Annotated in this window: 22 protein-coding genes and 1 pseudogene; 10 read left to right on the forward strand and 13 right to left on the reverse strand. The window is 62.8% G+C overall.

Features of this window, described 5'->3' with window-relative positions:
* Positions 1-17: 17 nt before the first annotated feature.
* From AACY31_RS18285 to AACY31_RS18300, 4 genes are read right to left on the reverse strand one after another with little or no spacing between them, the layout of a single operon-like run.
* Positions 18-1,331 (reverse strand): sensor histidine kinase, encoded by a 1,314-nt coding sequence (locus AACY31_RS18285; protein ID WP_339482523.1) that lies wholly within the window; start codon positions 1,329-1,331, stop codon positions 18-20.
* On the reverse strand, positions 1,328-1,996 hold the full coding sequence (locus tag AACY31_RS18290) for a response regulator transcription factor (protein ID WP_339482524.1): 669 nt from the start codon (positions 1,994-1,996) through the stop codon (positions 1,328-1,330). Before AACY31_RS18290 ends, AACY31_RS18285 begins: the two co-directional genes overlap by 4 nt.
* Positions 1,996-2,307 carry a PepSY domain-containing protein gene (locus AACY31_RS18295; protein WP_339482525.1) on the reverse strand — a complete coding sequence of 104 codons (312 nt, stop codon included), beginning with the start codon at positions 2,305-2,307 and terminating at the stop codon, positions 1,996-1,998. The genes AACY31_RS18290 and AACY31_RS18295 overlap by 1 nt, the downstream gene beginning before the upstream one ends.
* Positions 2,307-2,615, reverse strand: coding sequence for a PepSY domain-containing protein (locus tag AACY31_RS18300; RefSeq protein ID WP_339482526.1), 309 nt, complete (start codon positions 2,613-2,615; stop codon positions 2,307-2,309). The genes AACY31_RS18295 and AACY31_RS18300 overlap by 1 nt, the downstream gene beginning before the upstream one ends.
* A 280-nt stretch (positions 2,616-2,895) precedes the next feature.
* Between AACY31_RS18300 and AACY31_RS18305 the strand changes: the two genes are divergently transcribed.
* The 5 genes from AACY31_RS18305 (at position 2,896) to codA (ending at position 8,180) form a co-directional block, all read left to right on the forward strand.
* Entirely contained in the window at positions 2,896-3,975 is a 1,080-nt protein-coding gene (locus AACY31_RS18305; RefSeq protein WP_339482527.1) for a patatin-like phospholipase family protein, read from the forward strand.
* A gap of 83 nt (positions 3,976-4,058) precedes the next feature.
* On the forward strand, positions 4,059-4,415 hold the full coding sequence (queD, locus tag AACY31_RS18310) for a 6-carboxytetrahydropterin synthase QueD (protein WP_003203918.1): 357 nt from the start codon (positions 4,059-4,061) through the stop codon (positions 4,413-4,415).
* A gap of 188 nt (positions 4,416-4,603) precedes the next feature.
* Complete coding sequence (locus tag AACY31_RS18315; RefSeq protein WP_339482529.1) at positions 4,604-5,434, forward strand: alpha/beta fold hydrolase; 831 nt, start codon at positions 4,604-4,606, stop codon at positions 5,432-5,434.
* 213 nt (positions 5,435-5,647) lie between these two features.
* Positions 5,648-6,961: a cytosine permease gene (gene codB / locus AACY31_RS18320; RefSeq protein WP_339493026.1), complete on the forward strand. Its 1,314-nt coding sequence runs from the start codon at positions 5,648-5,650 to the stop codon at positions 6,959-6,961.
* On the forward strand, positions 6,933-8,180 hold the full coding sequence (gene codA / locus AACY31_RS18325) for a cytosine deaminase (RefSeq protein WP_339482532.1): 1,248 nt from the start codon (positions 6,933-6,935) through the stop codon (positions 8,178-8,180). The genes codB and codA overlap by 29 nt, the downstream gene beginning before the upstream one ends.
* A gap of 175 nt (positions 8,181-8,355) precedes the next feature.
* Here codA and AACY31_RS18330 read toward each other — a convergent pair whose 3' ends face one another.
* On the reverse strand, positions 8,356-9,348 hold the full coding sequence (locus tag AACY31_RS18330; protein ID WP_339482534.1) for a diaminopimelate epimerase: 993 nt from the start codon (positions 9,346-9,348) through the stop codon (positions 8,356-8,358).
* 175 nt (positions 9,349-9,523) lie between these two features.
* Between AACY31_RS18330 and AACY31_RS18335 the strand changes: the two genes are divergently transcribed.
* Positions 9,524-10,675: an MFS transporter gene (locus tag AACY31_RS18335; RefSeq protein WP_339482537.1), complete on the forward strand. Its 1,152-nt coding sequence runs from the start codon at positions 9,524-9,526 to the stop codon at positions 10,673-10,675.
* 57 nt (positions 10,676-10,732) lie between these two features.
* Here the strand turns inward: AACY31_RS18335 and AACY31_RS18340 are convergent, their stop codons facing one another.
* The 8 genes and pseudogenes from AACY31_RS18340 to AACY31_RS18375 form a co-directional block, all read right to left on the reverse strand.
* Positions 10,733-11,173: a carboxymuconolactone decarboxylase family protein gene (locus AACY31_RS18340; RefSeq protein ID WP_053123536.1), complete on the reverse strand. Its 441-nt coding sequence runs from the start codon at positions 11,171-11,173 to the stop codon at positions 10,733-10,735.
* 105 nt (positions 11,174-11,278) lie between these two features.
* A pseudogene (locus tag AACY31_RS18345) lies at positions 11,279-11,474 on the reverse strand (mechanosensitive ion channel protein MscS); the annotation flags it as partial.
* Positions 11,475-11,554: 80 nt separating this feature from the next.
* A complete protein-coding gene (locus AACY31_RS18350) occupies positions 11,555-12,421 on the reverse strand; it encodes a pirin family protein (RefSeq protein WP_339482540.1) in 867 nt (288 codons plus the stop codon).
* 230 nt (positions 12,422-12,651) lie between these two features.
* Entirely contained in the window at positions 12,652-13,266 is a 615-nt protein-coding gene (locus AACY31_RS18355) for a response regulator (protein ID WP_445261562.1), read from the reverse strand.
* Between the two features lie 114 nt (positions 13,267-13,380).
* Entirely contained in the window at positions 13,381-13,815 is a 435-nt protein-coding gene (locus tag AACY31_RS18360) for a response regulator (RefSeq protein ID WP_339482541.1), read from the reverse strand.
* A gap of 270 nt (positions 13,816-14,085) precedes the next feature.
* Complete coding sequence (locus AACY31_RS18365) at positions 14,086-17,316, reverse strand: transporter substrate-binding domain-containing protein (RefSeq protein WP_339504926.1); 3,231 nt, start codon at positions 17,314-17,316, stop codon at positions 14,086-14,088.
* A 282-nt stretch (positions 17,317-17,598) separates the two neighbouring features.
* Complete coding sequence (locus AACY31_RS18370) at positions 17,599-18,933, reverse strand: lysine N(6)-hydroxylase/L-ornithine N(5)-oxygenase family protein (protein WP_339482544.1); 1,335 nt, start codon at positions 18,931-18,933, stop codon at positions 17,599-17,601.
* A 144-nt stretch (positions 18,934-19,077) separates the two neighbouring features.
* A complete protein-coding gene (locus AACY31_RS18375; RefSeq protein ID WP_339482545.1) occupies positions 19,078-19,560 on the reverse strand; it encodes a sigma-70 family RNA polymerase sigma factor in 483 nt (160 codons plus the stop codon).
* Between the two features lie 305 nt (positions 19,561-19,865).
* Between AACY31_RS18375 and AACY31_RS18380 the strand changes: the two genes are divergently transcribed.
* From AACY31_RS18380 to AACY31_RS18395, 4 genes are all read left to right on the forward strand, one after another.
* Complete coding sequence (locus AACY31_RS18380) at positions 19,866-21,014, forward strand: efflux RND transporter periplasmic adaptor subunit (protein ID WP_339504928.1); 1,149 nt, start codon at positions 19,866-19,868, stop codon at positions 21,012-21,014.
* Positions 21,015-22,985 carry a MacB family efflux pump subunit gene (locus AACY31_RS18385; RefSeq protein ID WP_339504930.1) on the forward strand — a complete coding sequence of 657 codons (1,971 nt, stop codon included), beginning with the start codon at positions 21,015-21,017 and terminating at the stop codon, positions 22,983-22,985.
* 10 nt (positions 22,986-22,995) lie between these two features.
* Entirely contained in the window at positions 22,996-24,390 is a 1,395-nt protein-coding gene (locus tag AACY31_RS18390; protein ID WP_339482550.1) for an efflux transporter outer membrane subunit, read from the forward strand.
* 493 nt (positions 24,391-24,883) lie between these two features.
* Positions 24,884-25,210 (forward strand): DUF6124 family protein, encoded by a 327-nt coding sequence (locus AACY31_RS18395; protein WP_339504932.1) that lies wholly within the window; start codon positions 24,884-24,886, stop codon positions 25,208-25,210.
* Positions 25,211-25,301: the final 91 nt, after the last annotated feature.

The raw sequence follows: 25,301 nt of genomic DNA on the forward strand, positions 1-25,301 counted from the left end.
GTGCCATTAAATAGCTGTCAGCGTCGGGGCAGTTCGATCACCACCTTCAACCCACCCCACTCACTGTCGTCCAACGCCAGCAGGCCGCCCCAGGTGTCGACGATGTCCCGCACGATGCCCAGGCCCAGGCCGTGTCCATCGGTCTGCTCATCCAGCCGCGTGCCGCGGCTGAACACCTGGTCGCGGCGATCCTTGGGGATGCCCGGGCCGTCGTCCTCCACGGCCAGGCTGAACCCCTGGACCGTTTCGATCATGCTCAGGCGCACCTCGGCGTCGGCCCATTTGCAGGCGTTATCCAACAGGTTGCCCAGCAGTTCCAACAGGTCCTCACGGTCCCAGGGCAGGTGCAGGCCTGGCGGGGCGACGTAGCTCAGGTGCAGGTGTTCGCCGTGGATCATGTTCAGCGTGGCCAGCAACCCCGGCAGTTCGGCGTCGCAGTCCAGGTGCGCGCCGGGCAAGGCGTCGCCGGACAGACGGGCGCGGTTGAGTTCCCGGTTCAGGCGCTGGTGGACCTGCTCCAGTTGTGCGAGCAACAGCTTGCGCAACTCGGGATACGGGTCCAGCTTCTCGTTCGACGCCAGGCTTTGCAATACCGCCAGCGGGGTCTTCAAGGCATGGCCGAGGTTGCCCAGGGCGTTGCGCGAGCGCTTGAGACTGTCTTCGGTGTGAGCCAGCAGATGGTTGATTTGCGCCACCAACGGTTCCAGCTCCCGTGGCACCTGTTCGTCGAGTTGTGAGCGTTGCCCGCGTTGCAACTGGGCAATCTGATCCCGCGCCCGGTCCAGTGGACGCAAGGCGCGGCGCACGGTGATGCGTTGCAGCAACAAAATCAACAGCAGCCCCGCCAACCCGAGACCAAAGCCGATCTGCTGCATTCGGCGGAAACTGTCGCGCACCGGCGTGTAGTCCTGGGCCACGCTGATGGAAATTGCCTGGCCCAACCGTCGATAGTCGGTGCGCAGCACCAGCAGCTTCTGGCCCTCAGGCCCCAGTTGCAGGTTGCTGTGCAGGCCCGGGTGGTCGAGCCGCGGCAGTTCCTGGTCCCACAGGGAACGGGAGCGCCAGTGCGCATCGGCAAAATCGATGCGAAAATAGTGCCCGGAAAACGGTCGCTGATAGGCCGGCGACAAACGTCGCTCATCCAACTGCAACCCCTGCGGGCCACGCACCAGGGCCACCAGCAGGTTTTCGCTGTCGTTGCGCAGCCCGGCCTCCAGGTAACGTTGCAAGCCCAGCTCGAACAGCCACAGACTGGTCTGTGCCAGGACCAGGCCGACCACCACCATCACACCGATCAGCCCCAGGCTCAGGCGCCGCTGGATGGACCTCACTGCGCCTGCCCGCCAAACAGGTAACCCTGGCCGCGACGGGTTTCGATCACGCTGCGTCCCAGCTTACGCCGCAGGTGGTTGACGTGGACTTCCAGCACGTTGGAATCGCGCTCGGTCTCACCGTCATACAGGTGTTCAGCGAGATGGATTTTGGAAAGAATCTGCTCGGGATGCAGCATGAAATAACGCAACAGGCGGAACTCGGCCGCCGTGAGCTGGATGTCGGTGCCGTCGCGGACCACGCACTGACGACTCTCATCCAGGTGCAACCCGGCTGATTTCAGCGTCGGCTGGTTGACCTGGCCGTGGGAGCGGCGCAGCAACGCCTGGATCCGCAACTGCAGCTCTTCAGGATGAAAAGGTTTGGTCAGGTAATCGTCGGCCCCGGCCTTGAGGCCTTCGATGCGCTCGGCCCAGGACCCACGTGCGGTGAGGATCAGCACCGGCGTGCTCAGGCCTCCGGCACGCCATTGTGCGAGCACCTCAAGCCCCGGCACACCCGGCAGACCGAGATCGAGGATGATCAGGTCGTAGGGTTCACTGCTGCCCTGATACACCGCGTCACGACCATCGGCGAGCCAGTCGACGGCATAGCCCTGGCGTACAAGCCCGGCCATCAGTTCGTCGGCCAGGGGCACGTGATCTTCCACCAGAAGCAGACGCATCAGTCTTCCTCATCTTTGAGTAAACGGCCGGTCGAGGCCTCCAGGTCCAGTTCGCGCACGACGCCGTCGGCGGCCAGCAATTCGACCTCATAAATATAGACGCCGTGCTTTTCTTCCAGCTCGGCCTCCAGCAATTTGGCGCCGGGATGGAGATCCATCGCCCGTTGCAGCAAGTGTTCCAGCGGCAGGATCACGCCCTGCTGGCGCAGTTGCAGGGCCTCGTCCTGATCCAGGTCCCGGGCCACGGCCAGCGAACAAAACGCCAGCAGCGCCAGCGCCCATCGACTATGGGCCCGCAGATTAAGCTTCATTACGTATCCTGATGATTCTTGAGCACCTTGCCGTTAGTGGCGTCCAATTTTAGATCCCACTCAATGCCCTTCGTATCGCGCAGATCCACCTGGTAAATGTACTTGCCGTACACTTCGTCCAGCTCGGTATCGGTCAAGGTGGCACCAGGGTGTTCGGCCAGGGCAGCGGCGTTGAGTTTTTCGAAGGACAGGATGGTACCAGCGTCTTGCAGTTTGCGGGCTTGGTCCACGCTCAGGTCTCGTGCGTGAACCAGGTTGGTACCGAGTGCCATGAGGGTCGCGATGAAAAAGGCAGTCAGGCGGTTCATGGGGTATCTCCTTTTTATAATCTTCACTAGGGGGACTGTATCGACGCGAACTTAACTGAAACTGAATGGCCATCATGGAACACTCCTCCCCCCCAAGGAGCTGCCGAAGGCTGCGATCTTTTGATCTTGATCTTGATCTTGATCTTGATCTTGATCTTGATCTTTCGCTTGCGACTCAAGTGTCTGGGGAAAGATCGCAGCCTCGTTGCACTCGACAGCTCCTACGCGGCTCCTACAGGACTCCCTATAATCGCTGCACCCGCTAGACCATGAGACCGGTATGACCGCCATCCACATCAAGTTTCCCGCCCTCACCCTCAAGGCCGGCCCGCGTGCATTCGGGCGGATTCGCCAGGCCGGCTTGAACGCCGCCGACGTCGGCATCCTGCCGGGTGCCGCCGGTGGTCCCAAGGCCCTGGGCATCCAGGGACTGGACCTGGCGCTGTTCGGCCAATGGCTGCCCTCCGCGCCCCGGGAGCGCTCGCTGATCGGGGCCTCGGTGGGGGCCTGGCGCTTCGCTAGCGCCTGCCTGCCGGACGCCGCCGAGGGAATCCGGCGCCTGGGCACCTTGTACAACGAACAAAGCTTCGCCAAAGGCGTGACCATGGCCGGGATCAGCCAGAGCTCGCAACGCATGCTCGACGACTTGCTCGACGGCCGCGACGCTTCGATCCTCGATAACCCGCGATACCGGCTCAACATCATGGTGGTCAAGAGCCACGGTCTGCTGGCCCAGGATCATCGCGGCCGACTGGGCCTGGGGTTGTCGTCGGTGATGGCCGACAACCTGCGAGGCCGGGCACGACTGTCGCGGCATTTCGAACGGCTGATCATCCATGACCCGCGCCTGGCCCCGCCCCTGCATCCGTTAAATGACTTTCCGTCGCGCTTCGTTCCGTTGGTCACCGGCAACCTACGCCAGGCCCTGCTGGCCTCGGGTTCGATCCCGATGGTCATGGAAGGCGTGCGCGACCTGCCGGGCGCCGGTGCCGGCACCTACCGCGACGGCGGTTTGCTGGACTACCACCTCGACTTGCCGTACAGCGGCGAGGACATCGTGCTGTACCCACACTTCACCGACCGGGTCATTCCCGGCTGGTTCGACAAGGGCCTGCCGTGGCGTCGGGCCAACGTCGACCGCCTGCAAGACGTGCTGTTGCTGGCGCCGTCCCGTGAATACCTGGCGCGCCTGCCCTACGGCAAACTGCCGGACCGCAACGACTTCAAGCGTTTCATGGGCGATGACCCGAGCCGCCGCCAGTACTGGCGCACAGCGATGGACGAGAGCCGCCGGCTCGGTGATGAGTTCCTGGAGCTGACGGCCAACGGCGGATTGGGCGAGCGTTTGCTGACCCTTTAGTCAGCACGGTCGCGCAACGCCGTTATCAAACTGATAAACTGCGCCGCCTGCCTCGCGACCGCTACCTTAAAGAGCCCGAACCTGTGGAAATCTTCAAAGAGTTTACCTTCGAATCCGCCCACCGCCTGCCCCATGTGCCGGACGGCCACAAGTGCGGCCGCCTTCACGGCCACTCGTTCAAGGTGGCGATCCACCTGAGCGGCGACATCGATCCGCATACGGGCTGGATTCGCGACTTCTCGGAAATCAAGGCGATCTTCAAGCCGCTCTATGAGCGCCTGGACCACAACTACCTCAACGACATTCCTGGCCTGGAAAACCCCACCAGCGAAGTCCTGGCCAAGTGGATCTGGAATGAATTGAAGCCATTGCTGCCGGAACTCAGCGCCATCCGCATCCACGAGACCTGCACCAGCGGTTGCATCTACCACGGCGAATAAAACCTGTGGAGTCCGCCCGTGGGAGCAAAGCTTGCTCGCGATGAAGATGACACAGTCTCTCTTGAACCGAGGCGTCTGCGTCGCGGGCAAGCCTTGCTCCCACAAAACCTAGCTACCCCGCTGTGCTTTCCATGACCTGCCTGCATTGGCCTATGATCCCCTGACCCCTTTCAAACAGAGGTTCGATCATGACCCACTGGCCGCTGGATCACGTCTACAACTTCAACGGACACCCCATCCGCTACGCCATCCACGGCGATGGCCCACCGCTGGTGTTTGTCCACGGCACCCCCTTCTCTTCCTACGTTTGGCACCGCATCGCCCCGCTGTTCTTCGCCACCCACACAGTGCATTACTTCGACCTGCTGGGGTACGGCCAGTCCGCGCAACCCGATGCCGATGTGTCCCTCGGCGTGCAGAACCCGTTGCTCGCACAACTGCTGGAGCATTGGCGCCTGGATTGCCCGGACGTGGTGGCCCATGACTTTGGCGGCGCGACGGCCCTGCGCACGCACCTGCTCAATGGCAAGGACTACCGCAGCCTGACCCTGATCGACCCGGTGGCCCTGTCGCCCTGGGGTTCACCCTTTGTGCAGCATGTACGCCAGCATCAAGCGGCGTTCAGCGGCTTGCCCGACTACATCCAGCGGGCGATCGTGCCGACCTACATCCGCGGTGCGATCAAACGGGACATCCCGGACGCAGAACTGGCGCCCTACGTGCAGCCGTGGCTTGGCGAGCCGGGCCAGGCGGCGCTCTATCGGCAGATTGCGCAGATGGACGAGCGGTATACCCGCGAAGTCGAAGGCCTGTACCCGACCGTACGCTGCCCGACCCAGATACTGTGGGGCGAGGATGACCAGTGGATCCCCATCGAACGTGGCCGGGCCTTGCACCGGATGATCCCGGGGTCGCAGTTCCACCCTGTTCCGAACGCCGGGCACCTGGTCCAGGAAGATGCGCCGGAGGCCATCGTCGCGGCGGTGTTGCGGTTCCTGGCATTGCCTCCTTCCTCCTGAAGAAACCCTATCTCTTGTGGGAGCGGGCTTGCTCGCTCCCACAAGGAAACCGCATCGGCGATGAGAACTGTGTTCCAACTTGAATCACCGCCGCACCGCTTTCGATCCCTGCGCCCACCCAATCCCCAGGATTGTCTATAAATAACCTCGCGATCACTCGCTTGGCACGGCCGCTGCACGCTTGCGACATCCCTCATCCGCAAGGACCGCCACATGACTCAGAACGATCCGGGCAATGACTATCCCTTGAGCGAAGTCCCGATGCACGCTCGCAAGGGCCTGGCCTCCACGGTCATGGTGCTGCTGGGTTTCACCTTTTTCACCGCCACCATGTTTGCCGGTGGCAAGCTGGGGGTGGCGTTCGGTTTTGCCGAAATGCTCACGATCATCGTCATCGGCAATCTGCTGCTGGGCCTCTACGCCGCCGGCCTGGGCTACATCGCCTTCAAGAGCGGGCTCAATTCGGTGCTGATGGGCCGCTTCTGTTTCGGCGAGGTGGGCAGCAAGCTCAGTGACTTAATCCTGGGGTTCACCCAGATCGGCTGGTACGCCTGGGGTACGGCGACCGCCGCAGTGGTGCTGGGCAAGTATTTCCAATTGAGCGAGGGCACCGTGCTCGGGTTGATGGCGCTGTTCGGCCTGGGGTTTTGTGCCACGGCCTATGTCGGTTATCGCGGGCTGGAAATCCTCTCGTACCTCGCCGTGCCGGCCATGGTGTTGCTGCTGATGCTGTCGATGTGGGTCGCGACGGTGAAGGTTGGCGGTCTCGATGGTTTACTGGCGATAGTGCCGACGGGCAGCCTCGACATGTCCACAGCCATCACGCTGGTGTTCGGCACCTTCGTCAGCGGCGCGACCCAGGCGACCAACTGGACACGGTTTTCCCGCTCGGCGAAGGTCGCGGTGCTGGCGAGCCTGATCGGATTTTTCATTGGCAACGGCCTGATGGTGCTGATCGGCGCCTACGGGGCCATCGTCTATCAGCAACCGGACGTGGTCGAAGTGCTGCTATTGCAGGGCTTCGCCATGGCGGCGATGGCCATGCTGCTGCTCAACATCTGGAGCACCCAGGACAACACCATCTACAACTTCGCCGTGGCCGGTTGCAACCTGCTGCGCACGCGCCGGCGCAAAACCGTGACCCTGGGCGGCGCGGTGATCGGCACGCTGCTGGCGCTGCTGGGCATGTACGATCTGCTGGTGCCGTACCTGATTCTGCTGGGCACGGTGATCCCGCCCTTCGGCGGTGTGATCATGGCCGACTTTTTCTTCCGCTGGCGCGGTCGTTATCCACGCCTGGCCGAGGCGCAACTGCCGGCGTTCAACTGGCCCGGACTGTTGGCCTATGGGGTGGGCACCGTCGCGGCATTCAATTCGCCATGGGTCGCGCCACTGGTAGGAATCGCTGCCGGCGCGCTAACGTATGTGCTATTGATCAGCGTAATGGGTACTCGCGCCGCTGACGCCCCCCCTACAAGACCTCTAAAGGATTCGCCCGATGCACATCATCAACGCCCGTCTGCGTAACCGTGAAGGCTTGCATGAACTGCACTTGGAAAACGGCCTGATCGCCAACATCGCCCGCCAGACCGAGGCCCACAGCCTCGGCCCGGAAGACCTCGACGCCGGCGGCAACCTGGTGGTCCCGCCCTTCGTCGAACCGCACATTCACCTGGATGCGACCCTCACCGCCGGCGAACCGCGCTGGAACATGAGCGGCACGCTGTTCGAAGGCATCGAGTGCTGGGGCGAACGCAAGGCCACTATCACCGAGGGAGACACCAAGACTCGCGCCAAGAAAACCATTCAGGCCCTCGCCGCCCATGGTATCCAGCATGTGCGCACCCACGTCGACGTAACCGACCCCGAGCTCACGGCGCTCAAGGCGCTACTGGAAGTTCGCGAGCAAAGCCGTCACCTGATCGACATGCAAATCGTCGCGTTTCCCCAGGAAGGCATCGAGTCCTACCGCAATGGCCGTGAGTTGATGGAAGAAGCCATCCGCATGGGCGCCGATGTGGTGGGCGGTATTCCCCACTTCGAGTACACCCGCGACCAGGGCGTCAGCTCGGTGAAATTCCTCATGGACCTGGCCGAGCGCACCGGCTGCCTGGTGGATGTGCATTGCGACGAAACCGATGATCCGCACTCACGCTTCCTCGAAGTGCTCGCCGAAGAAGCCCGCAGCCGCGACATGGGCGCGCGCGTCACCGCCAGCCACACCACGGCCATGGGCTCCTACGACAACGCCTACTGCGCCAAGCTGTTCCGCCTGCTCGGGCACTCGGGCATCAGCTTTGTCTCTTGCCCCACCGAAAGCATTCACCTGCAAGGGCGCTTCGATAGTTTTCCCAAACGCCGCGGCGTCACCCGGGTCAATGAACTGCTCGAGGCCGGGATGAACGTGTGCTTTGGCCAGGATTCCATCGTCGACCCGTGGTACCCGTTGGGCAACGGCAATATCCTGCGGGTCCTCGAAGCCGGCCTGCACATCTGCCACATGCTCGGCTATCGCAACCTGCAAAGCGCCCTGGACCTGGTCACCGACAACAGCGCCAAGGCCATGGCCCTGGGCGAGCGCTACGGCCTGGAACCCGGCCGCCCGGCGAACCTGCTGATCCTGTCGGCGGACAGTGACTACGAAGTGATCCGCAGCCAGGGCTTGCCGCTCTATTCGATTCGCAACGGTGAAGTGCTGATGAAGCGGCAGATGCCGGTGGTGGAGTTTGCGCAGCAGCCGGACTGAGTTCCCCAACCCCTTGGAGCGAGCTTGCTCGCGATGGCGGTGGGTCAGTTGCATTGATGTTGGATGCACTGCCGCCTTCGCGAGCAGGCTCGCTCCCACAGTGGATATGTGTCGTACACAGATTTTGTGCTCACTGAAGATCGAATGTGGGAGCGAGCCTGCTCGCGAAGAGACGCTAGGGCACAGACCGCGCCGTACCAAACAACCTGACCCGCACCAACTCACCCGCCTCCTCTTCCAGCAAAATCGGCGCAGTCCCCCCCGGCATCACCACACTCACCGCCCCCGCCGGCACCCAGCCCACCCGCCACGCCGCACTGGCCACAGCACTGGCGCTGGTGCCCGAGGAAGCCGTGGGTCCTTCGCCGCGCTCAAACACCCGGGCGGCGATTCGTCCTTCGGCTTCCAGACTGGCCCATTGCAGATTCACCCCGCTGGGGCACGGTAGCCCGGCGCCACCTGGCGCGGCATAGGCGATGCGAACCAGCCATTGCGACAGCGCCGTAGCATGCATCTGCGAATGGCTCGGCAACCCTTCGGCACCGGCCACCAGCGTCACGCAATGAGGATTGCCAATGTTCACGAACTGGCTGTTGCCCCACGCCGGGTTCAACCGTTCAAGCACCGCGACACGGCTGACATCGCACTGGTTGAACATCACGCTCTCGACATCCCGGGCGCCAACGGCCCGGGGTCCGAACAGCGGTTTACCCAGGTCCAGCCAGAAGCCTTGAACATCGTCGAATTCAGCGGCGCGAACCGAGGTTTGCAGCGGGGAGATACCCTCAGGTTTGTCATGATGAACCTGCAGCACACACTCACCCGCACCCGCCATCAAGCCTTGCTCTTGCAGCGCCCGGGAGAAAATCGTCAGGCCATTGCCGCTGCGTTCGGCCAGGGTGCCGTCGGTGTTGACGATCAACAGGTCAAAGGGTGGTTTGTTCTGGAACGGGCCGATCAACAGGCCGTCACTGCGATGGGCCTTGGCCTCCGGCGGTGCTTCGCCCGGCACCCAACCGCAGAAGGCATGCACGACAGCCGAGGCCCAGGACTCGCGCCGCTGTGCAGCCAGGGCGGCTGAAGGCGGCAAATCAATGCCGTAATCACGCACCTGTTGCGGCGAAACGACGCCATAGATATTACCGCGTGCATCATAAAACTGCGTCATAGACCAGACCCGAAGTCAGCCAGCTAGGGCCGATACTTTATGCTGGAGAAGGCTGAGGGAGCAAAGCCCACGCTTTGGCCGGCACCTTGGGGTCGCGGTGCAGTCAGTGGATATGCAAGCATAGGCCCCCTGCCCGCCGCACCGCACCGCACCGCACGACAGCCAAGGACGTTTCATGACTGCCATTACGCCCCCGCCCACCTTTATCCCCGGACGCCTGGAACAGATGTCCACTCGCATCGCCTATCTCATCGCCGGCATCGGCATCGCCGCCTGGGCGCCGCTGGTGCCTTACGCCAAGGTGCGGGCGAACCTGGATGAAGGCACCCTCGGCTTGCTGCTGTTATGCCTGGGGGTCGGGTCGATCTTGGCGATGCCGATTTCCGGTGCGCTGGCGACGCGCTTCGGCTGCCGGCGGGTACTTAGCGGCGGCACGATTCTGATCTGCCTGGCGTTGCCGTTGCTGGCGACGATGACTTCCCTGCCCTGGCTGGTGGCCGCATTGTTCCTATTTGGCGCCGGGCTCGGCACCGTGGACTCGACCGTAAACCTGCAAGCGGTGATCGTCGAGCGGGCCAGTGGCAAGACCATGATGTCGGGTTTCCACGGCATGTTCAGCCTCGGCGGGATCATTGGCGCGGCGGGCGTGAGTGCCCTGCTCGGCCTGGGACTTTCGCCGCTGGGGGCGACGCTGGTGGTCAATGGTGTGCTGCTGGTGGCGTTGTTCAAGGCGGCGCCGCACCTGTTGCCCTACGGCAGTGAAAGCTCTGGACCGGCGTTTGCCATTCCCCATGGCGTGGTGCTGTTCATCGGCATCCTCTGCTTCATCGTGTTCCTGGCCGAAGGCGCGGTGCTGGACTGGAGCGCTGTGTTCCTGACCACCGAACGCGCAGTGGCTACCGCCTATGCCGGGCTGGGTTATGCCGCGTTCGCGCTGACCATGACTGTCGGCCGGCTGACCGGCGACTCAGTGGTGCATCGCCTGGGGGCCAAGCGCGTGATTATCTACGGCGGATCGATCGCGGCAGCCGGGTTCCTCTTGGCGACCCTCGCACCGATGTGGCAAGCCACACTGCTGGGCTATGCGTTGGTGGGCGCCGGGTGTTCGAACATCGTGCCGGTGCTGTACACCGCCGTCGGCAAACAGACCCTGATGCCAGAGGCCATCGCCGTTGCGGCCATCACCACCATCGGCTATGCCGGCATCCTTGCCGGCCCGGCGCTGATTGGCTTCGTCGCCCATGGCAGCAGCCTGAGCATTGCCTTCGGGTTGATTGCGATATCGCTGGTGGCAGTGGCGGCCAGTGGCAAAGTGTTGAAGGTTTGAGGTGTACACAGAGCCTGTGGGAGCAAGGCCCACCTCCACCGATATTTTTTCTTCTGATTACGCTTCAGGCATTTTGCGAAAGCCCACCGCCAAGCGGTTCCAGCCATTGATGGCGTTGATCGCCACGGTCAGGTCGACCATTTCCTTGGGGCTGAAATGCTCGCTCAACAGGGCATAGTCAGCGTCTGGGGCATGGGTGTCGCTCAGGCGAGTCAGGGCTTCGGTCCAGGCCAGTGCGGCGCGCTCACGGCCAGTGAAAAACGGCGCTTCACGCCAGGCGGTCACGGCGTACAGCCGACGCTCGGTCTCGCCGTCCTTGCGGGCATCGGCGGTGTGCATGTCGATGCAGAAGGCACAGCCGTTGATTTGCGAGGAGCGCAGCTTGACCAGTTCCAGCAGGGACTTCTCCAGGCCCAGGTTCGAGGCGGCGTTTTCCAGGGCCAGCATGGCTTTGAAAGCATCAGGGGAAGCGGTGTAGAAATCGATACGCGGTTGCATGATGAACTCCAGAACAATTGGGTGTGACGCTACGTTAGCCGTGCAGTGGCGCGGTACAAATAGCCAATTGTTGGGAAGTTCGGGTGGCCAATGGGAGATCTATCCGGCCATGCAGCCTTGGGCGGTCTGCAAGCGCGTGGCGCGCCAGTCGATGTCAGTGACCCGGCCTTCGCTGCAAGGCTACGCCGACAATGCTCGCCATCGCATTGGACGTCGCCGCACCGATCAGCACCGTCAGGGTTCGCGCAGCGAACAGTCTCCAAGCAATCTACAGGCCGGTTTCGGCCAGCTGCCAGGGCACAGAGCCGCCGCTCTGACATCAGAGACAGCATCGGGGCAGCTCCGGGAAGGCGATTGGCGACGATTGACCGTTGTTTCGCGTCAATCGTCCATCTGGCCAAAACGCCCGGAATGGAAATCGTTGAAGGCCTGGTGAATTTCCTGCTCGCTGTTCATCACGAACGGACCGTGGCCGACAATGGGTTCATCGATCGGCTCGCCACTGAGCAACAACACTACCGCATCGTGATTGGCTTGCAGGCTCAATTGGTCGCCGGCCCGGTCGAACAGGGCCATTTGCCCGGCCTCCACCCGTTCGCGGCCATTGGCCTGGACCGAGCCTCGCAATACCACCAAGGCGGTGTTGTGGCCCTCGTGCAGGTCAAGGATGAGGGTTTTCCCAGCATTCAAGCGGATGTCCCAGACGTCGATGGGCGTGAAGGTCCTGGCGGGGCCTTGCTGCCCTTCGAAGCGCCCGGCAATCAAGCGCAGGCTGCCGGCGTTGTCCTTCAGGGCGATGTTCGGAATGTCGTCCTTGAGGATCGTCTGGTAGCCGGCCGGGGCCATCTTGTCCTTGGCCGGCAGGTTGACCCACAGCTGGACCATCTCCATGAACCCGCCCTGCCGGGCGAAGGCTTCGCAGTGGAACTCTTCGTGGATGATGCCGGACGCGGCGGTCATCCATTGCACGTCGCCAGGGCCGATCTTGCCACCGCTGCCCGTGGAATCACGGTGTTCCAGTTCGCCCTGGTAGACGATGGTCACGGTTTCGAAACCGCGATGCGGGTGCTGGCCGACGCCGCGACGCTCGGTGGTAGGCGTGAATTCCGTCGGAGCGGCGTGGTCCAGCAGCAGGAACGGGCTGACGTGCTTGCCCAGGTTGTCATAGGAAAACAGCGTGCGAACCGGGAAGCCATCGCCGACCCAGTGGGGCCGTGGGCTGGTGTAGAGGCCGATGATGTTTTTCATGCTGTGTCTCCAAAAAATCAGGTGCTGCGATTTAATGGAGACAGCTTAGAACCGACACCTTTGCAGCACTAGACTGCAAAAATCGGCTTTAGCGTTCTATCTGAAGAACAGCGATCAAAAAACTGTGGGAGCGAGCCTGCTCGCGATAGCGGTACATCTGCCGATGATGGATTGACTGTCAGGCCGCTATCGCGAGCAGGCTCGCTCCCACATTATTTGGTGTAACTCATTCAAAGGTGATTGCGCTTGGCAAACTCCGACAACCCCACCAAGGATTGCAGGCCAAGCTTTTCCAGCAGCCGAGACTTGTAGGTGCTGACGGTCTTTGGACTCAGGAACAGGCTTTCGGCAATGTCTTTGCCGCGCATGCCCATGGCCAGCATGCGCAGGATGGATAACTCGCGGGTGGAAAGACTTTCCAGGGCCTGTTGTTCGCTGCGTCGCTGAAAATCCAGCCTGACGGACATCTGTGGGAAGTAGGCATAACCGGACTTCAAGGCCTGGATCGCCTTGGTCAGTTCCTTGAGGTCGCTTTTTTTGGTCACAAAGCCCCGGGCCCCGGCCGAGATGCAGCGGTTGCAGAAGTGCTGCGCATCCTGGGAAGTGAACACCAGCACGTTGCACTCAGGGAACTGGGCCATGATCCAGACCAACAGGTCCAGGCCATCGAAACCGTTCATTACCAGGTCCAGGATCACCAGGTCTGGCACGCACTCCTTGATAAAAGTCCTGGCATCACCCGCGCCGCTGGCGTCCCGGATGTGGGTGAACGCCTCATTCTGGCAAATAAGCCGCAGCGCCCCTCTTATGACAGGGTGGTCATCCACGATTAACACGTCTTTCAAGGTAATTCCCCAGGTCATTACAAACGGCACCGGCACCATGACTGCACCGGACTCTCGCACAAGCACCGGGCTCTGCCACCTGTCAGATCCGACAGTGCAGACCAACGGTCTTTCTCAGCGTCCATGGCCCTGCCTGAGGGCGCACGTCCACGGTTGCAGCGACTCACTGGCTTGAGGGTCGACCTGCTCCATCAGGCGCCGCAGGGAGGCAAGGTCAGGCAGTGGCGCCTGGCTCAGGTGCATGCTCGATCGGCGCGCGACTGGCACCCGCGACAGACTGGCCGGTTGCGCGTTGTAGATCATCCCGTGACGAACCTGTGGGTTATAGATAACAAAATCGTGCAAGTCCAACGCCCCGCTTGCCAGCCCGGCATTGACGACAATCAGGTCGAAGGGCTCGCTGCCGTACTCCACCAGCGTCAGCAACTCTTGCACATGGCTCACGGGGACAATCCGGAAATAGCCGTGTTGATTGAACAGCCGCTCCAGCACGACTCGATGAGCATGGTGTGGATCGGCAATCAGAATACGGAGTGCTTTGTTCGGCATGGCAAGCTTTCCAATAGCAACGCGCCAGGTAGAAACCGGCTCAAGAACATTAAGGGCCGTCAGGCTAGAGGAAGACCTTGAAAGGCGATGTAGGACTATTCCTAAAATAATGACGGACCAAGCCTCTGCGGCGAGGAAACTAATCCTGCACCCGACGCTTTTGTAGGAGCTGGCGAAGCCTGCGATCTTTTGATCTTTTGATCTTTTGATCTTTCGCTTGAGACTCAACTGTCAGGGGAAAGATCGCAGCCTCGTTGCACTCGTCAGCTCCTACGGCCCTGGGGACAGATTTCCTCCCACATAGGTCTTCAGTTGTTCCGCCAGGTGCTCGATGGCTTGGCGAATATCTTCCACAGCGTGGGCAAGCCGCAACGTGTCGCCGCCCCGACAAGCACTTTCCAGCGCCTCACAGGCGGCGATCAGGCCTTGCGCCTGGATGATCCGCGCCCCACCCTTGATCCGGTGCGCCAGGTCCGCCAGGCCCGACAAGTCTTGTCGGCTGGACAGGTGCAACAGTCGTGCTTGATCGTCGGCATTGCTGCTGACCAGTTCCTCCAGCAGCGCCCTGATGGCGGTCGTGTCACCGCCGGTCAATTGCTCCAGGCTGGTCAAGTCGATGCCATCGCCGGGCTGAGGCGTCCCCACGTCCGGCATGACCGAAGCCAGGCATGCGTTGAGTTCCCGAAGGCTGATGGGTTTGAACAAGCAATCGTCCATCCCTGCCTCGGCGCAGCGGTCCTTTTCCTCAGGCTGGGCGTTGGCCGTGAACCCCAGGATCACCCCGGGCGACAGGTTTTGCGCACGCTCTTCGTCGCGAATGGCCCGCGCGAGTTCGTAGCCGCTCATCAAGGGCATGTTGCAATCGGTGATGACCACATCGAAGTGTTCACTGCGCCAGGCATTCAGACCTTCGACACCGTTCTGCGCCTCCTGGACACGATGGCCCAGGTAGCCCAGTTGCTGGGACAGCAGCAAGCGGTTGGCCGGGTAGTCATCGACCACCAGGATACTCAGCGCCCGGCCCGGCACCAGCGCCTCGGCCTCGACAGGCGGCGCGGCCGGCAAGGCATCGAGCAGGGGCAGGTCCAGCAGAATCTCGACCTGCGTGCCCACCCCCGCTACGCTGCGCAATGTCAGGGTACCGCCCATCATTTCGCACAACGTACGGCTGATGACCAACCCCAGCCCGGAACCGCTGCGGGCCGACTGGGTCGCGTGAGCGGCCTGGGTAAAGGGGCTGAACAGGCGGCGCTGGTCTTCAGGCGGAATCCCGCAGCCGGTGTCCTCGACGCGCAGGCAAACGCCCAGGCGCCCGTGTTCAACGTCAGGCTCGCCGCGCACACTCAGGCGCACCTCGCCCTGGTCGGTGAACTTGATGGCGTTGCTCAACAGGTTCGAGACGATCTGCTTGAAGCGCAACGGGTCGATCAACACGTCACGGCTGACCCCGGCGTCCAGCACCCGTTGCAGGCGCAGGTGTTTCTGCCCGGCCAGGCCCTCGAAAATCCGCGCCACCGACTCGGTCAATTCGTACAGATTGGCCCGTTGCGGCGTCAGCGACAACTTGCCCGACTCGATGCGAGCGATGTCGAGGATGTCGCCGATCAAATCCAGCATGCCATGGGCGGCCCCCGACGCGACCTCGATGGCGAACCGGTCCACAATGCCTTGGTCGGCTTTTTTCAGGGCCAGCTCCAGCAGCCCAATCACCGCATTCATCGGTGTGCGGATCTCATGGCTCATGGTCGCCACGAAGGTGGTCTTGGCGCGGTTGGCGTCGTCGGCGCTTTCCTTGGCAATGCGCAATTGCTCCAGCAGGCGCCGCAAGTAAATGACCCAGCCCAAGGTCACCAGCAACAGCAACGCAGCGACGGTGAACCCCTGGAGAATCGTGGTGCGGCTGCGCAACCAATAACTGTCGTCGATCACCACCTCACTGCGCCAACGGTTGGTCAACTCATCCATCTCTTCGGGAGAAATGCTCAGCAGCGCCTTGTCGAGAATCGAGTAAAGCTCCAATGCGCCCCGGTTCGTCGCCAACGCAACGCGCGCGGGCAAGATGCCAACGGTACTGGTGACCTGCAGCGTGTCGCGGTACTGGCGTGAGATCATGTAGCGGGCGCTGATCAGCGGATTGATCGCAGCGTCCGCCGTGCCGGCGGCGACCATGGTCATGGCGTCGGCGTTGTTTTGTGCCGTCACCAACTGCACGCGAGGGAACTGCTCCAGCAGGAACTCGCGCAACACGTTACCGCGCACCAACGCCAGGCGCTTGCCGGCCATCTGGTCCAGGGTTAGCGGGCCCTTGGCTCGAGCGGGCACCACCAGCACAAACGGATTCGTCAGGTACGGTCGGGTAAAGCGCAACTCATCTTCGAGTTCGGTGCTGGGTATGGCGGTCGCCAAGACATCAGCCTTGTCGCTCTTGATCTGCCCGATCAAATCGTCAACCGAGCCGCCACGCTGCACATCGAATTTCAAACCGGTACGTAAGCTGATCCTCGCCAGCACATCGGCGCCGATCCCGCGCAAATGGCCTTGTTCATCAAAGAACGTCAGCGGCAGGAAGTTTTCGTTGACCGCCACCTTGATCCGCGGATGAGCGTCCAGCCAGCGCTGCTCCTTGACGCTGAAATGCAGCGCCTGCTGTCCCGGCATGCTCGCGCCGCCGGCACTCCAGCGCCTCAGAATGCTCATTTGTTCGCTGGCGGGAATGGCTTGCAGTGCGGCATTGACGATGCGCAACAGGCGCGTGTTGTCGCGACTGACCGCGAATGCGAACGGCTGCACTTCCATGCGCGAGAAATCGGCCAGTTGAATATTGTTTAGGTAATTCTTGCTGATCAGGTAGTTGGAACTGATTGAATCCCCTAGATAAACATCGGCCTGACCAAACGCCACGGCGCCGATGGCACTCAAGGTCGAGGGGAACAACTGCAACGAGGCATCGGGATAAAACGCCTCGACCGTCTCCGGCGGCAAGTAGTGATACAGCATCGCCACCCGCTTGCCCGCCAGGTCGGTGGGCAAGTCCTGGCTGTCGTTGACCCGGGCCACGAGAGTCGGCAGGTCGTCGGCATAAGCCTGGGACATCGCCAGGTCTCGATCGGCGGCTTCGAAGCCGTTGGCGGTGCCGAGCATATCGACTTCACCGCCGCGCAGGGCCTGGAGTGATTCGGCACGGGACGGATAACGCTGGACCTGCACCTTGACGTGCAGGAGTTGCCCGAGCAATTGCGCATAGTCGGCGGTCAGGCCTTCATAGTCGCGAGCATTGCCGGTGATGCTGAAAGGCGCGTAGTCCGGCGCCGAGGCGCCCAGCTGCAACGTGCCCTTTTGGCGCAGCCAGCGCCAGTCGGCAGCGTCCAGGGACACCGAATAATCGCTCACATTGGAGCGCCCGAGCACCTGCAGCGCCTCGGGTGCCGCGTCCACCGGTGGCACCACACTCAATGAGCCCAGCAACAGCGTCACCAGGCCTGTGCGTAAGAACAGCATCATCTGGTCAGTTTGTTTCGTTTGGCGTAGTCGGCCCGGCGCACCGCGACTGCACGTTACAGTCAGGGTGGACCGGCTGAGGGTTCAGACTGCCAATACGAGGGAACAGCGAACCGAGCCTTTCAAACAGCAGGAGGCTGTGAGGTGAGTGTAGGAAATTTCTGAAGAATTTCCTGACGGTTTCTCGTTGTTTTGTAGGCGTTGGCGAAGCCTGCGATCTTTTGATCTTTCACTTGGGCCCCAAGTGTTTGGGAAAGATCGCAGCCTCGCTTCGCTCGACAGCTCCTACACGGCGGCCAACAGCAGATCGCGCACCGGACGCGCCTGCCCACGATGGCTCCCATGCTCATAGAGCGAGCCGGCGATTTCATCGGCGCGCACCGGCAGGATCGACAGCAAGGTGTCGCTCAGACCATGGCTGGCCTGGCAGAAGCCCTGCATGTAGATCGCCGCCTTGCAGCGCTCGTCGGTGATCAGCTTGTAGTTGCGATCCACCTCGAAATCCCCCAGGTATTGCGCCAGTGGTTCCAGCAGAGCGCGGTGCATCTGCCGCTCATAACCGGTGGCCAGCACCACGGCGTCATAGCGGCGCACGGTCAGCTCTCCCGTGGCGTTGTTGCGCACGGCCAACTCCACGCCGGCGTCGCTGGCCGTGGCCTTTTCGACCGTCGTGAGGGTTCGGAACGCATGACGGGCGACGCCAGAGACTTTCTGGCGATAGAAAATCCCGTAGATGCGTTCGATCAGGTCGATGTCCACCACCGAATAGTTGGTGTTGTGATATTCGTTGACCAGGCGCTCGCGCTCGCTGTGGGGTTGCTGGAACACCAAGTCGGTGAACTCCGGCGAGAACACTTCGTTGACGAATGGGCTGTCGTCCGCCGGTTTGAGCGCCGAGCCGCGCAGGATCATGTCGACCTGCACCGAAGGGAAGCTGTCGTTGAGGTCGATGAAGGCCTCCGCCGCGCTCTGCCCGCCACCGATGATGGCGATGTTCATCGGCTGACCGCTCACACAGGGCTGGCTCGCCATGCGCGCCAGGTACTGGGAATGGTGGAACACCCGCGCATCATCCTTGAACGCCTCGAACGCCTCGGGGATGCGCGCGGTACCGCCGGCACTGACCACCAGCGAACGGGTGGTTCGGATCAACTCCTCGCCCTGGGCATCGCGGGAAATCACCCGCAACGCTTCGACCTGTTGATTGTGCAGCAGCGGTTCGATGCGCAGCACTTCTTCGCCATAACGACTCTGTTCGGTGAAATGCCCAGCCACCCAGCGCAGGTAGTCATTGAACTCCATGCGACACGGGTAGAAGGTGCCGAGGTTGATGAAATCCACCAGGCGGCCATGGTGCTTGAGGTAATTGACGAACGAATACGGGCTGGTGGGGTTGCGCAGGGTCACCAGGTCCTTGAGGAAGGAAATCTGCAACTCGCTCTGGGTCACCAGGGTGTTGCCGTGCCAGCGGTAGTCGGCCTGTTTGTCGAGGAACAGCACGTCCAGTTCACCCTGGACCGGCCCCCGCTCCTGCAGCGCGATGGCCAGCGCCAGGTTCGAAGGGCCGAAACCAATGCCGATCAAGTCGTGAATGATGGGCGATGCAATTGCCTGTGTCATGTCCAGTGTCCTCTGGAAAAGCCCTCAACAGGGCGCGAAAAGCCTGGGGTGACCTGCCCAGCGTTTAGGGGCCAACAAGTCGTGTGTTGAGAGGAACGAGGACAATGAAAAAAAATTTACCGCGATACGACCGGCGTGAGCAGATTAATGCGCGTCCCACTGCCGCACGCGAACGCGGCAATGCTTCATCGCGTTGACGATGTGTTTTTCCACCAGTGCCCGGGAAATGCCCAGGCGCTCGGCGATTTGCGGGTGAGACAGGCCTTCGAGCTTGCGCAGCAGGAAACTCTCGCGGCACAGCGGCGGCAGCTCGGCCAGGGCACGCTGGAGCATGTCCAGACGCTGGCCGTGGTCGAGACTGGTCTGGGGCGACGGGGTGAAGAAGCGCTCTTCGCTGTCCAGCACCTCCAGGGATTCGACCTGACGCACGGTATTGCGCCGATGCCCGTCGATCACCAGGTTCAATGCCGTGCGATAGAGGAACGCCCGGGGCTGTTCAATGGGGGTGTCGCTGGCGCGCTCCAGCACCCGCACATAGGCGTCATGCACCACATCCTCGGCCGCCTGGCGGTTGCCTAGCCTGGCGTTCAGGAAACACACCAGCTCGCGATAGTAGTTCTCCAACATGACTCCCGTGCGCAATGACTGCGACAGCTATCCCTGTGCCCACTCGGCATGCCTGGGACAGGCAATGGCACGATAGTGGCAGATTCAATCGCGTAATTTATAGTAATTCTCATATAGATTTAAAGCTTTGGTTTGTATCAAGGCTGATTCGTTCATTGCCAGTGGCGCCTGGCACTGCTGTTGTGGCGAAAGCCTGCCAAGTGTTCCGCACCTCTAAATTCCCGCCCCGAGCGCTCGTTTACCAGAACAGCCTCCCATCCCTGCCCTTCCTCGGACGGGTCCGATATCACCGGCCGGAACCCTGCATGAAACGTCCCCGCCCTACCCGACGCGCCTGGCTTCTCACCTTCGCCCTGCTTCCGGCCGTGGCCTTCGCCGCGTGGCAAGCGGTGGCGCCAAGCCGTGCGCCCCTGGTCACCGCGCCCGTCACCCGGGGCGATATCGAAAACAGCGTCACCGCCCTGGGCACCCTGCAACCGCGGCGTTATGTCGACGTCGGCGCCCAGGCGTCCGGGCAGATCCAGAAGATTCATGTGGAGGCCGGCGACGAGGTGCGTGAAGGCCAGTTGCTGTTGGAAATCGACCCGTCCACGCAAAAAGCCAAGCTCGACGCCGGACGCTTTTCCATCGAGAACCTCAAGGCCCAGCTCCAGGAACAGCGCGCCCAGCACGACCTGGCGCAGCAGAAATCCCGTCGCCAGCAGCAACTCAAGGCCGGCGGCGCTACCCGCGAGGAAGACGTGCAGACTGCCCAGGCCGAAGTGCGGGCGACCCAGGCGCGCATCGACATGTTCCAGGCCCAGATCCGCCAGGCCCAGGCCAGCCTGCGCAGTGACGAGGCTGAATTGGGCTATACGCGCATCTATGCGCCGATGAGCGGCACCGTGGTCGCCGTCGGTGCCCGGGAAGGCCAGACCCTCAACGCTCAGCAGCAAACCCCGCTGATCCTGCGCATCGCCCGGCTGTCGCCGATGACTGTCTGGGCCGAAGTCTCGGAAGCCGATATCGGCCACGTCAAACCAGGCATGAGCGCCTACTTCACCACCCTGGCCGGCGGCAGCCGGCGCTGGAGCAGCAGCGTTCGCCAGATCCTCCCGGTGCCGCCGCGCCCACTGGAAGCCAGCCAGGGCGGCAGCCCCACGGGCGGTCGCAGCGGCAGCGAGCGGGTGGTGCTCTACACCGTGTTGCTGGATGTGGACAACGCCGACCGCGCGCTGATGACCGACATGACCGCCCAAGTGTTTTTCGTCGCTGCCCAAGCCAAGGATGTGTTGACCGTACCCATCGCCGCTTTGCAGGACGTCGGCCAAGTTCAGGTGCTGGCCGACAATGGCGAGGTCCAGTCGCGCACCGTTCGCACCGGCGTCAGCGATCGGCTGCGCACACAGATCCTCGACGGCCTGAGCGAAGGCGACCGCGTGCTGATCGGCCCGGCCAGCGGCAGCGGAGGCTGAATGAACACGCCCCTGATCGAACTGCGGGACATTCGCAAAGCCTACGGCGGTGGCGACAGCCCGCGAGTGGAGGTGCTGCGCGGCATTGACTTGGCCATTCACGCCGGGGAATTCCTGGCGATTGTCGGGGCGTCCGGCTCCGGTAAATCCACCTTGATGAACATCCTCGGCTGCCTCGACCGCCCCACCCGCGGCGAGTACCGTTTCGCCGGCGAAGACGTCGCCAATCTGGGCAGCGATGAATTGGCCTGGTTGCGGCGCGAAGCGTTCGGTTTCGTGTTCCAGGGCTATCACCTGATTCCTTCCGGCACCGCCCAGGAAAACGTCGAGATGCCAGCCATCTACGCCGGCACCTCCGCCGCCGAGCGCCACGCCCGGGCCAGCGCCCTGCTCGAGCGCCTGGGCCTGGCCAGCCGCACCGGCAACCGCCCCCATCAATTGTCCGGCGGCCAGCAGCAACGGGTGTCGATTGCCCGGGCCTTGATGAACGGCGGGTACATCATCCTCGCCGACGAACCCACCGGTGCCCTCGACAGCCAGAGCGGCATCGAGGTCATGGCCTTGCTCGACGAACTGGCGAGCCAGGGCCATGTGGTGATCCTGATCACCCACGACCGCGAAGTGGCGGCCCGGGCCAAGCGCATCATCGAGATCCGCGATGGACTGATCATCAGCGACAGCGCCACCGCTTTGCCCCACGAGGTGCAAGCCAATCCAAAGGCCTTGCAAGCCGTGGACCTGCGCCAGCGCCTGAGTGCCGGCAGCGAACACAACGGTGCCTGGAAAGGCGAGCTGGTTGACGCGGTACAGGCGGCGTGGCGGGTGATGTGGATCAACCGTTTCCGCACCGCCCTGACGCTACTGGGCATCGTCATCGGCGTGGCCTCGGTGGTGGTCATGCTGGCCGTGGGCGAAGGCAGCAAGCGCCAGGTCATGGCCCAGATGGGTGCGTTCGGCTCGAACATCATCTACCTCAACGGCAGCGCGCCCGCGCCGCGCGCCGCCAAGGGCATCATCAGCGAATACGACCTGGCTGCCCTCGCCGACCTGCCCGAGGTGCAACGGATCATGCCGGTCAACGGCGCCGAAGCCAGCGTACGTTTCGGCAACCTCGACCACACCAGCTACGTCGGTGGCAACGACACGAACTTTCCGATCATCTTCAATTGGCCGGTGGCCGAGGGCAGCTACTTTACCGATGCCGACGAACGCGGCGCCGCGGCGGTGGCGGTGATCGGCCACAAGGTCCGGCAGAAGCTGCTCAAGGACGTCGCCGATCCCATCGGCCGCTACATCCTGATCGAGAACATGCCATTCCAGGTGGTCGGCGTACTGGCGGAAAAAGGCGCCAGCTCCGGGGATTCGGACGCCGACAATCGCATCGCCATCCCCTACTCCGCCGCCAGCGTGCGGCTGTTCGGCACCCGCCATCCCGAGTACGTGGTGATCGCCGCGCGCGATGCAGGCAAGGTCCAGGAGGCCGAACAGGCGATCTCCCGGACGCTGTTGCGCCTGCACGACGGCAAGCAGGATTTCGAGCTGACCAACAACGCCGCGATGATCCAGGCCGAGGCGCGCACCCAGGGCACGCTGTCACTGATGCTCGGCGCCATCGCGGCGATTTCGCTGCTGGTGGGCGGCATCGGCGTGATGAACATCATGCTCATGACCGTGCGCGAACGCACCCGCGAGATCGGCATCCGCATGGCCACCGGTGCCCGCCAGCGCGACATCCTGCGCCAATTCCTCACCGAAGCAGTGATGCTCTCGGTGGTCGGAGGGGTCACCGGTATCGGTCTGGCCCTGCTGGTGGGCGGCGCGTTGCTGCTGGGCAAGATCGCCGTGGCCTTCGAATGGTTGGCGGTGTTCGGCGCCTTCGGTTGCGCGCTGGTCACCGGCGTTGTCTTCGGTTTCATGCCCGCCCGCAAGGCCGCCCGCCTCGACCCGGTCGCGGCCCTTACCAGAGAATGAACCCCACGCTATGAAAGTCCACCTGACCCTCCTGGCCGCCAGCCTGTTGCTGGCAGCCTGCGCCACCCCTGCGTCGGCCCCGGACAGCGGCCTCCAACCACCACCGGCCTGGCAGAACCTCGATACGCCCAGCGCCCGAGCGGACAACCAGCAGTGGTGGACACACTTTGGCAGCCCGCAATTGAACCGTTTGATCGAGCAGGCGCGCCTGGACAGCCACGACCTGGCCGCCGCCATGGCCCGGGTGCGCCAGGCCGAGGCCAGCGCGGTGATCGCCGGGGCACCGTTGCTGCCCGCGGTCACGGCCGGGCTCAACGGCAATCGCCAGGAGTTGCTACGGGGCAAGAGCTACAGCCAGCTGGATGTGGATCGGAACAGCCGCACCATCGATTACTACGACGCCAACCTCAGCGCCACTTATGAGCTGGATTTCTGGGGCGGCAAACGGGCGGCCCGGGACAGTGCGCTGAAGACGTTGTCGGCCAGCCAGTTCGACCGCGCGACGGTGGAGTTGACCCTGTTCAGCGGCGTCGCCAACAGCTACACCCAGGCCTTGTCCCTGCGCGAACAACAGCGCATCGCCGAACAGAACCTGGGCAATGCCCAACGCGTGCTCGACCTGGTGCAGACCCGCTACGACGCCGGCAGTGCCACAGCCCTGGAACTGTCCCAGCAAAAAAGCCTGGTGGCAGCCCAGCAACGCCGGCTGCCCCAGGTGCAGCAACAGGCCCGCGAAGCCTTGATTACCCTGGCAACGCTGCTGGGGCAACCGGTGCAGTCGGTCACACTCGACGACGACAGTTTCGACCGCCTGCACTGGCCGGCCATCGACGCTGGCGTGCCCAGCCAATTGCTGAGCCGCCGCCCGGACATCGCCGCCGCCGAAGCCCGCCTCGCCGCCGCCCAGGCCGACATCACCGTCGCTCGCGCCGCCATGCTGCCCAGCATGACCCTGGGCCTGAGCCTCGCCACCGGCGCCGATATCGCCAACCAGTTGCTGCGCAACAACGTCTACAACCTCAGCGCCGGTTTGGCCGCGCCAATCTTCAACAACGGCCGCCTGAGCGCCGAACGCGACCGAGCCACCGCGCGCCAGGAAGAACTGCTGGAGCTCTACCGCGCAGCCATCATCAACGGCTTCGCCGACGTCGAAAAAGCCCTGAACGGCATCAACGGCCTGGACCGTCAACGGCAATGGCAAAGCGAAGAACTGCACCAGGCCCAGACCGCCTTCGACATCGCCCAACGCCGCTACCAGGCCGGCGCCGAGGACCTACTCACCGTACTGGAAACCCAACGCACGCTGTACGCCGCCCAGGACATGAACGTGCAATTGCGATTGGCGCGGGTGCAGGCGAGCGTGGCGTTGTACAAAGCGTTGGGTGGGGGTTGGCGGGTGATGTAGGCCCCAGGCTCATCTTTCGATCGTTCCCACGCTCCGCGTGGGAATGCCTCTACGGACGCTCTGCGTTCGGCTCTCTGGGACGCGGAGCGTCCCCGGCTGCATTCCCACGCGGAGCGTGGGAACGATCAGTAATGGTGTTCGGCTTTGGCTCTGTTTATCCGGCCATGTAGGACGCCCGAGCAAGGCTACGCTGCCTTGCGTCATCGCCTACAACTACGCCAGAATCCGCCGGCTTGTGCGCTTGGCTCGTGGCTTTTACTGTTTCCGGGTCGCTGATTTCAGCGATCGGGTTTGGTAGCCCGCGAGTCAACTAGGCGCAAGCGCCACCTTCTACAGATGCTCTCTCGCGTCTGTGTCATGGTGGCCGTGCGCAGGGCGTCTTCGGGCGCGCCGGGTTCCTAGTGCTCCGGTCTACCAACCCGCGTACGGCCGCCACCCAATCGTTTGGTAGCGAGGGTGTCGGCTCCTGAAAATGAATACTAGGAGTTACGCCATGTTCAAGATCACCCCCAATCCCCCCGAAGACGATTCCAAGAAACTCGACGAAGCCGCCGACCGCGCCCTCGCCTACTACCTCGATCCCAAGCCTGAAAAAACCACTCCACCACCGGACCCGTTGTTCACCGTGGCCGAAGGCGCGGACCTGGAATGCCTGCTGGCCAACCTCAGCGAAACCCTCGCATCGGTCAATGCCATGGCCAATGAGCTGGCGTTTGATCTGGAAGGCGCACGGCGGAGTTTTGCCCTGGGGATCCAGCAGATGGTCGAGCTGAGTGAGCTCTTGGCAAACCGCGCCCTGGACATCGCCGCGCCGCGCTAAGCACCCGCGTCATTGTGCTGAGCTACATCCCGTAGGAGCTGACGAGTGCAACGAGGCTGCGATCTTTCCCCTGACGCTTGAGTCCCAAGAG

The sequence above is a fragment of the Pseudomonas sp. RL_105y_Pfl2_101 genome (genome assembly GCF_963970585.1).
In the GTDB taxonomy this organism is placed as follows: domain Bacteria; phylum Pseudomonadota; class Gammaproteobacteria; order Pseudomonadales; family Pseudomonadaceae; genus Aquipseudomonas.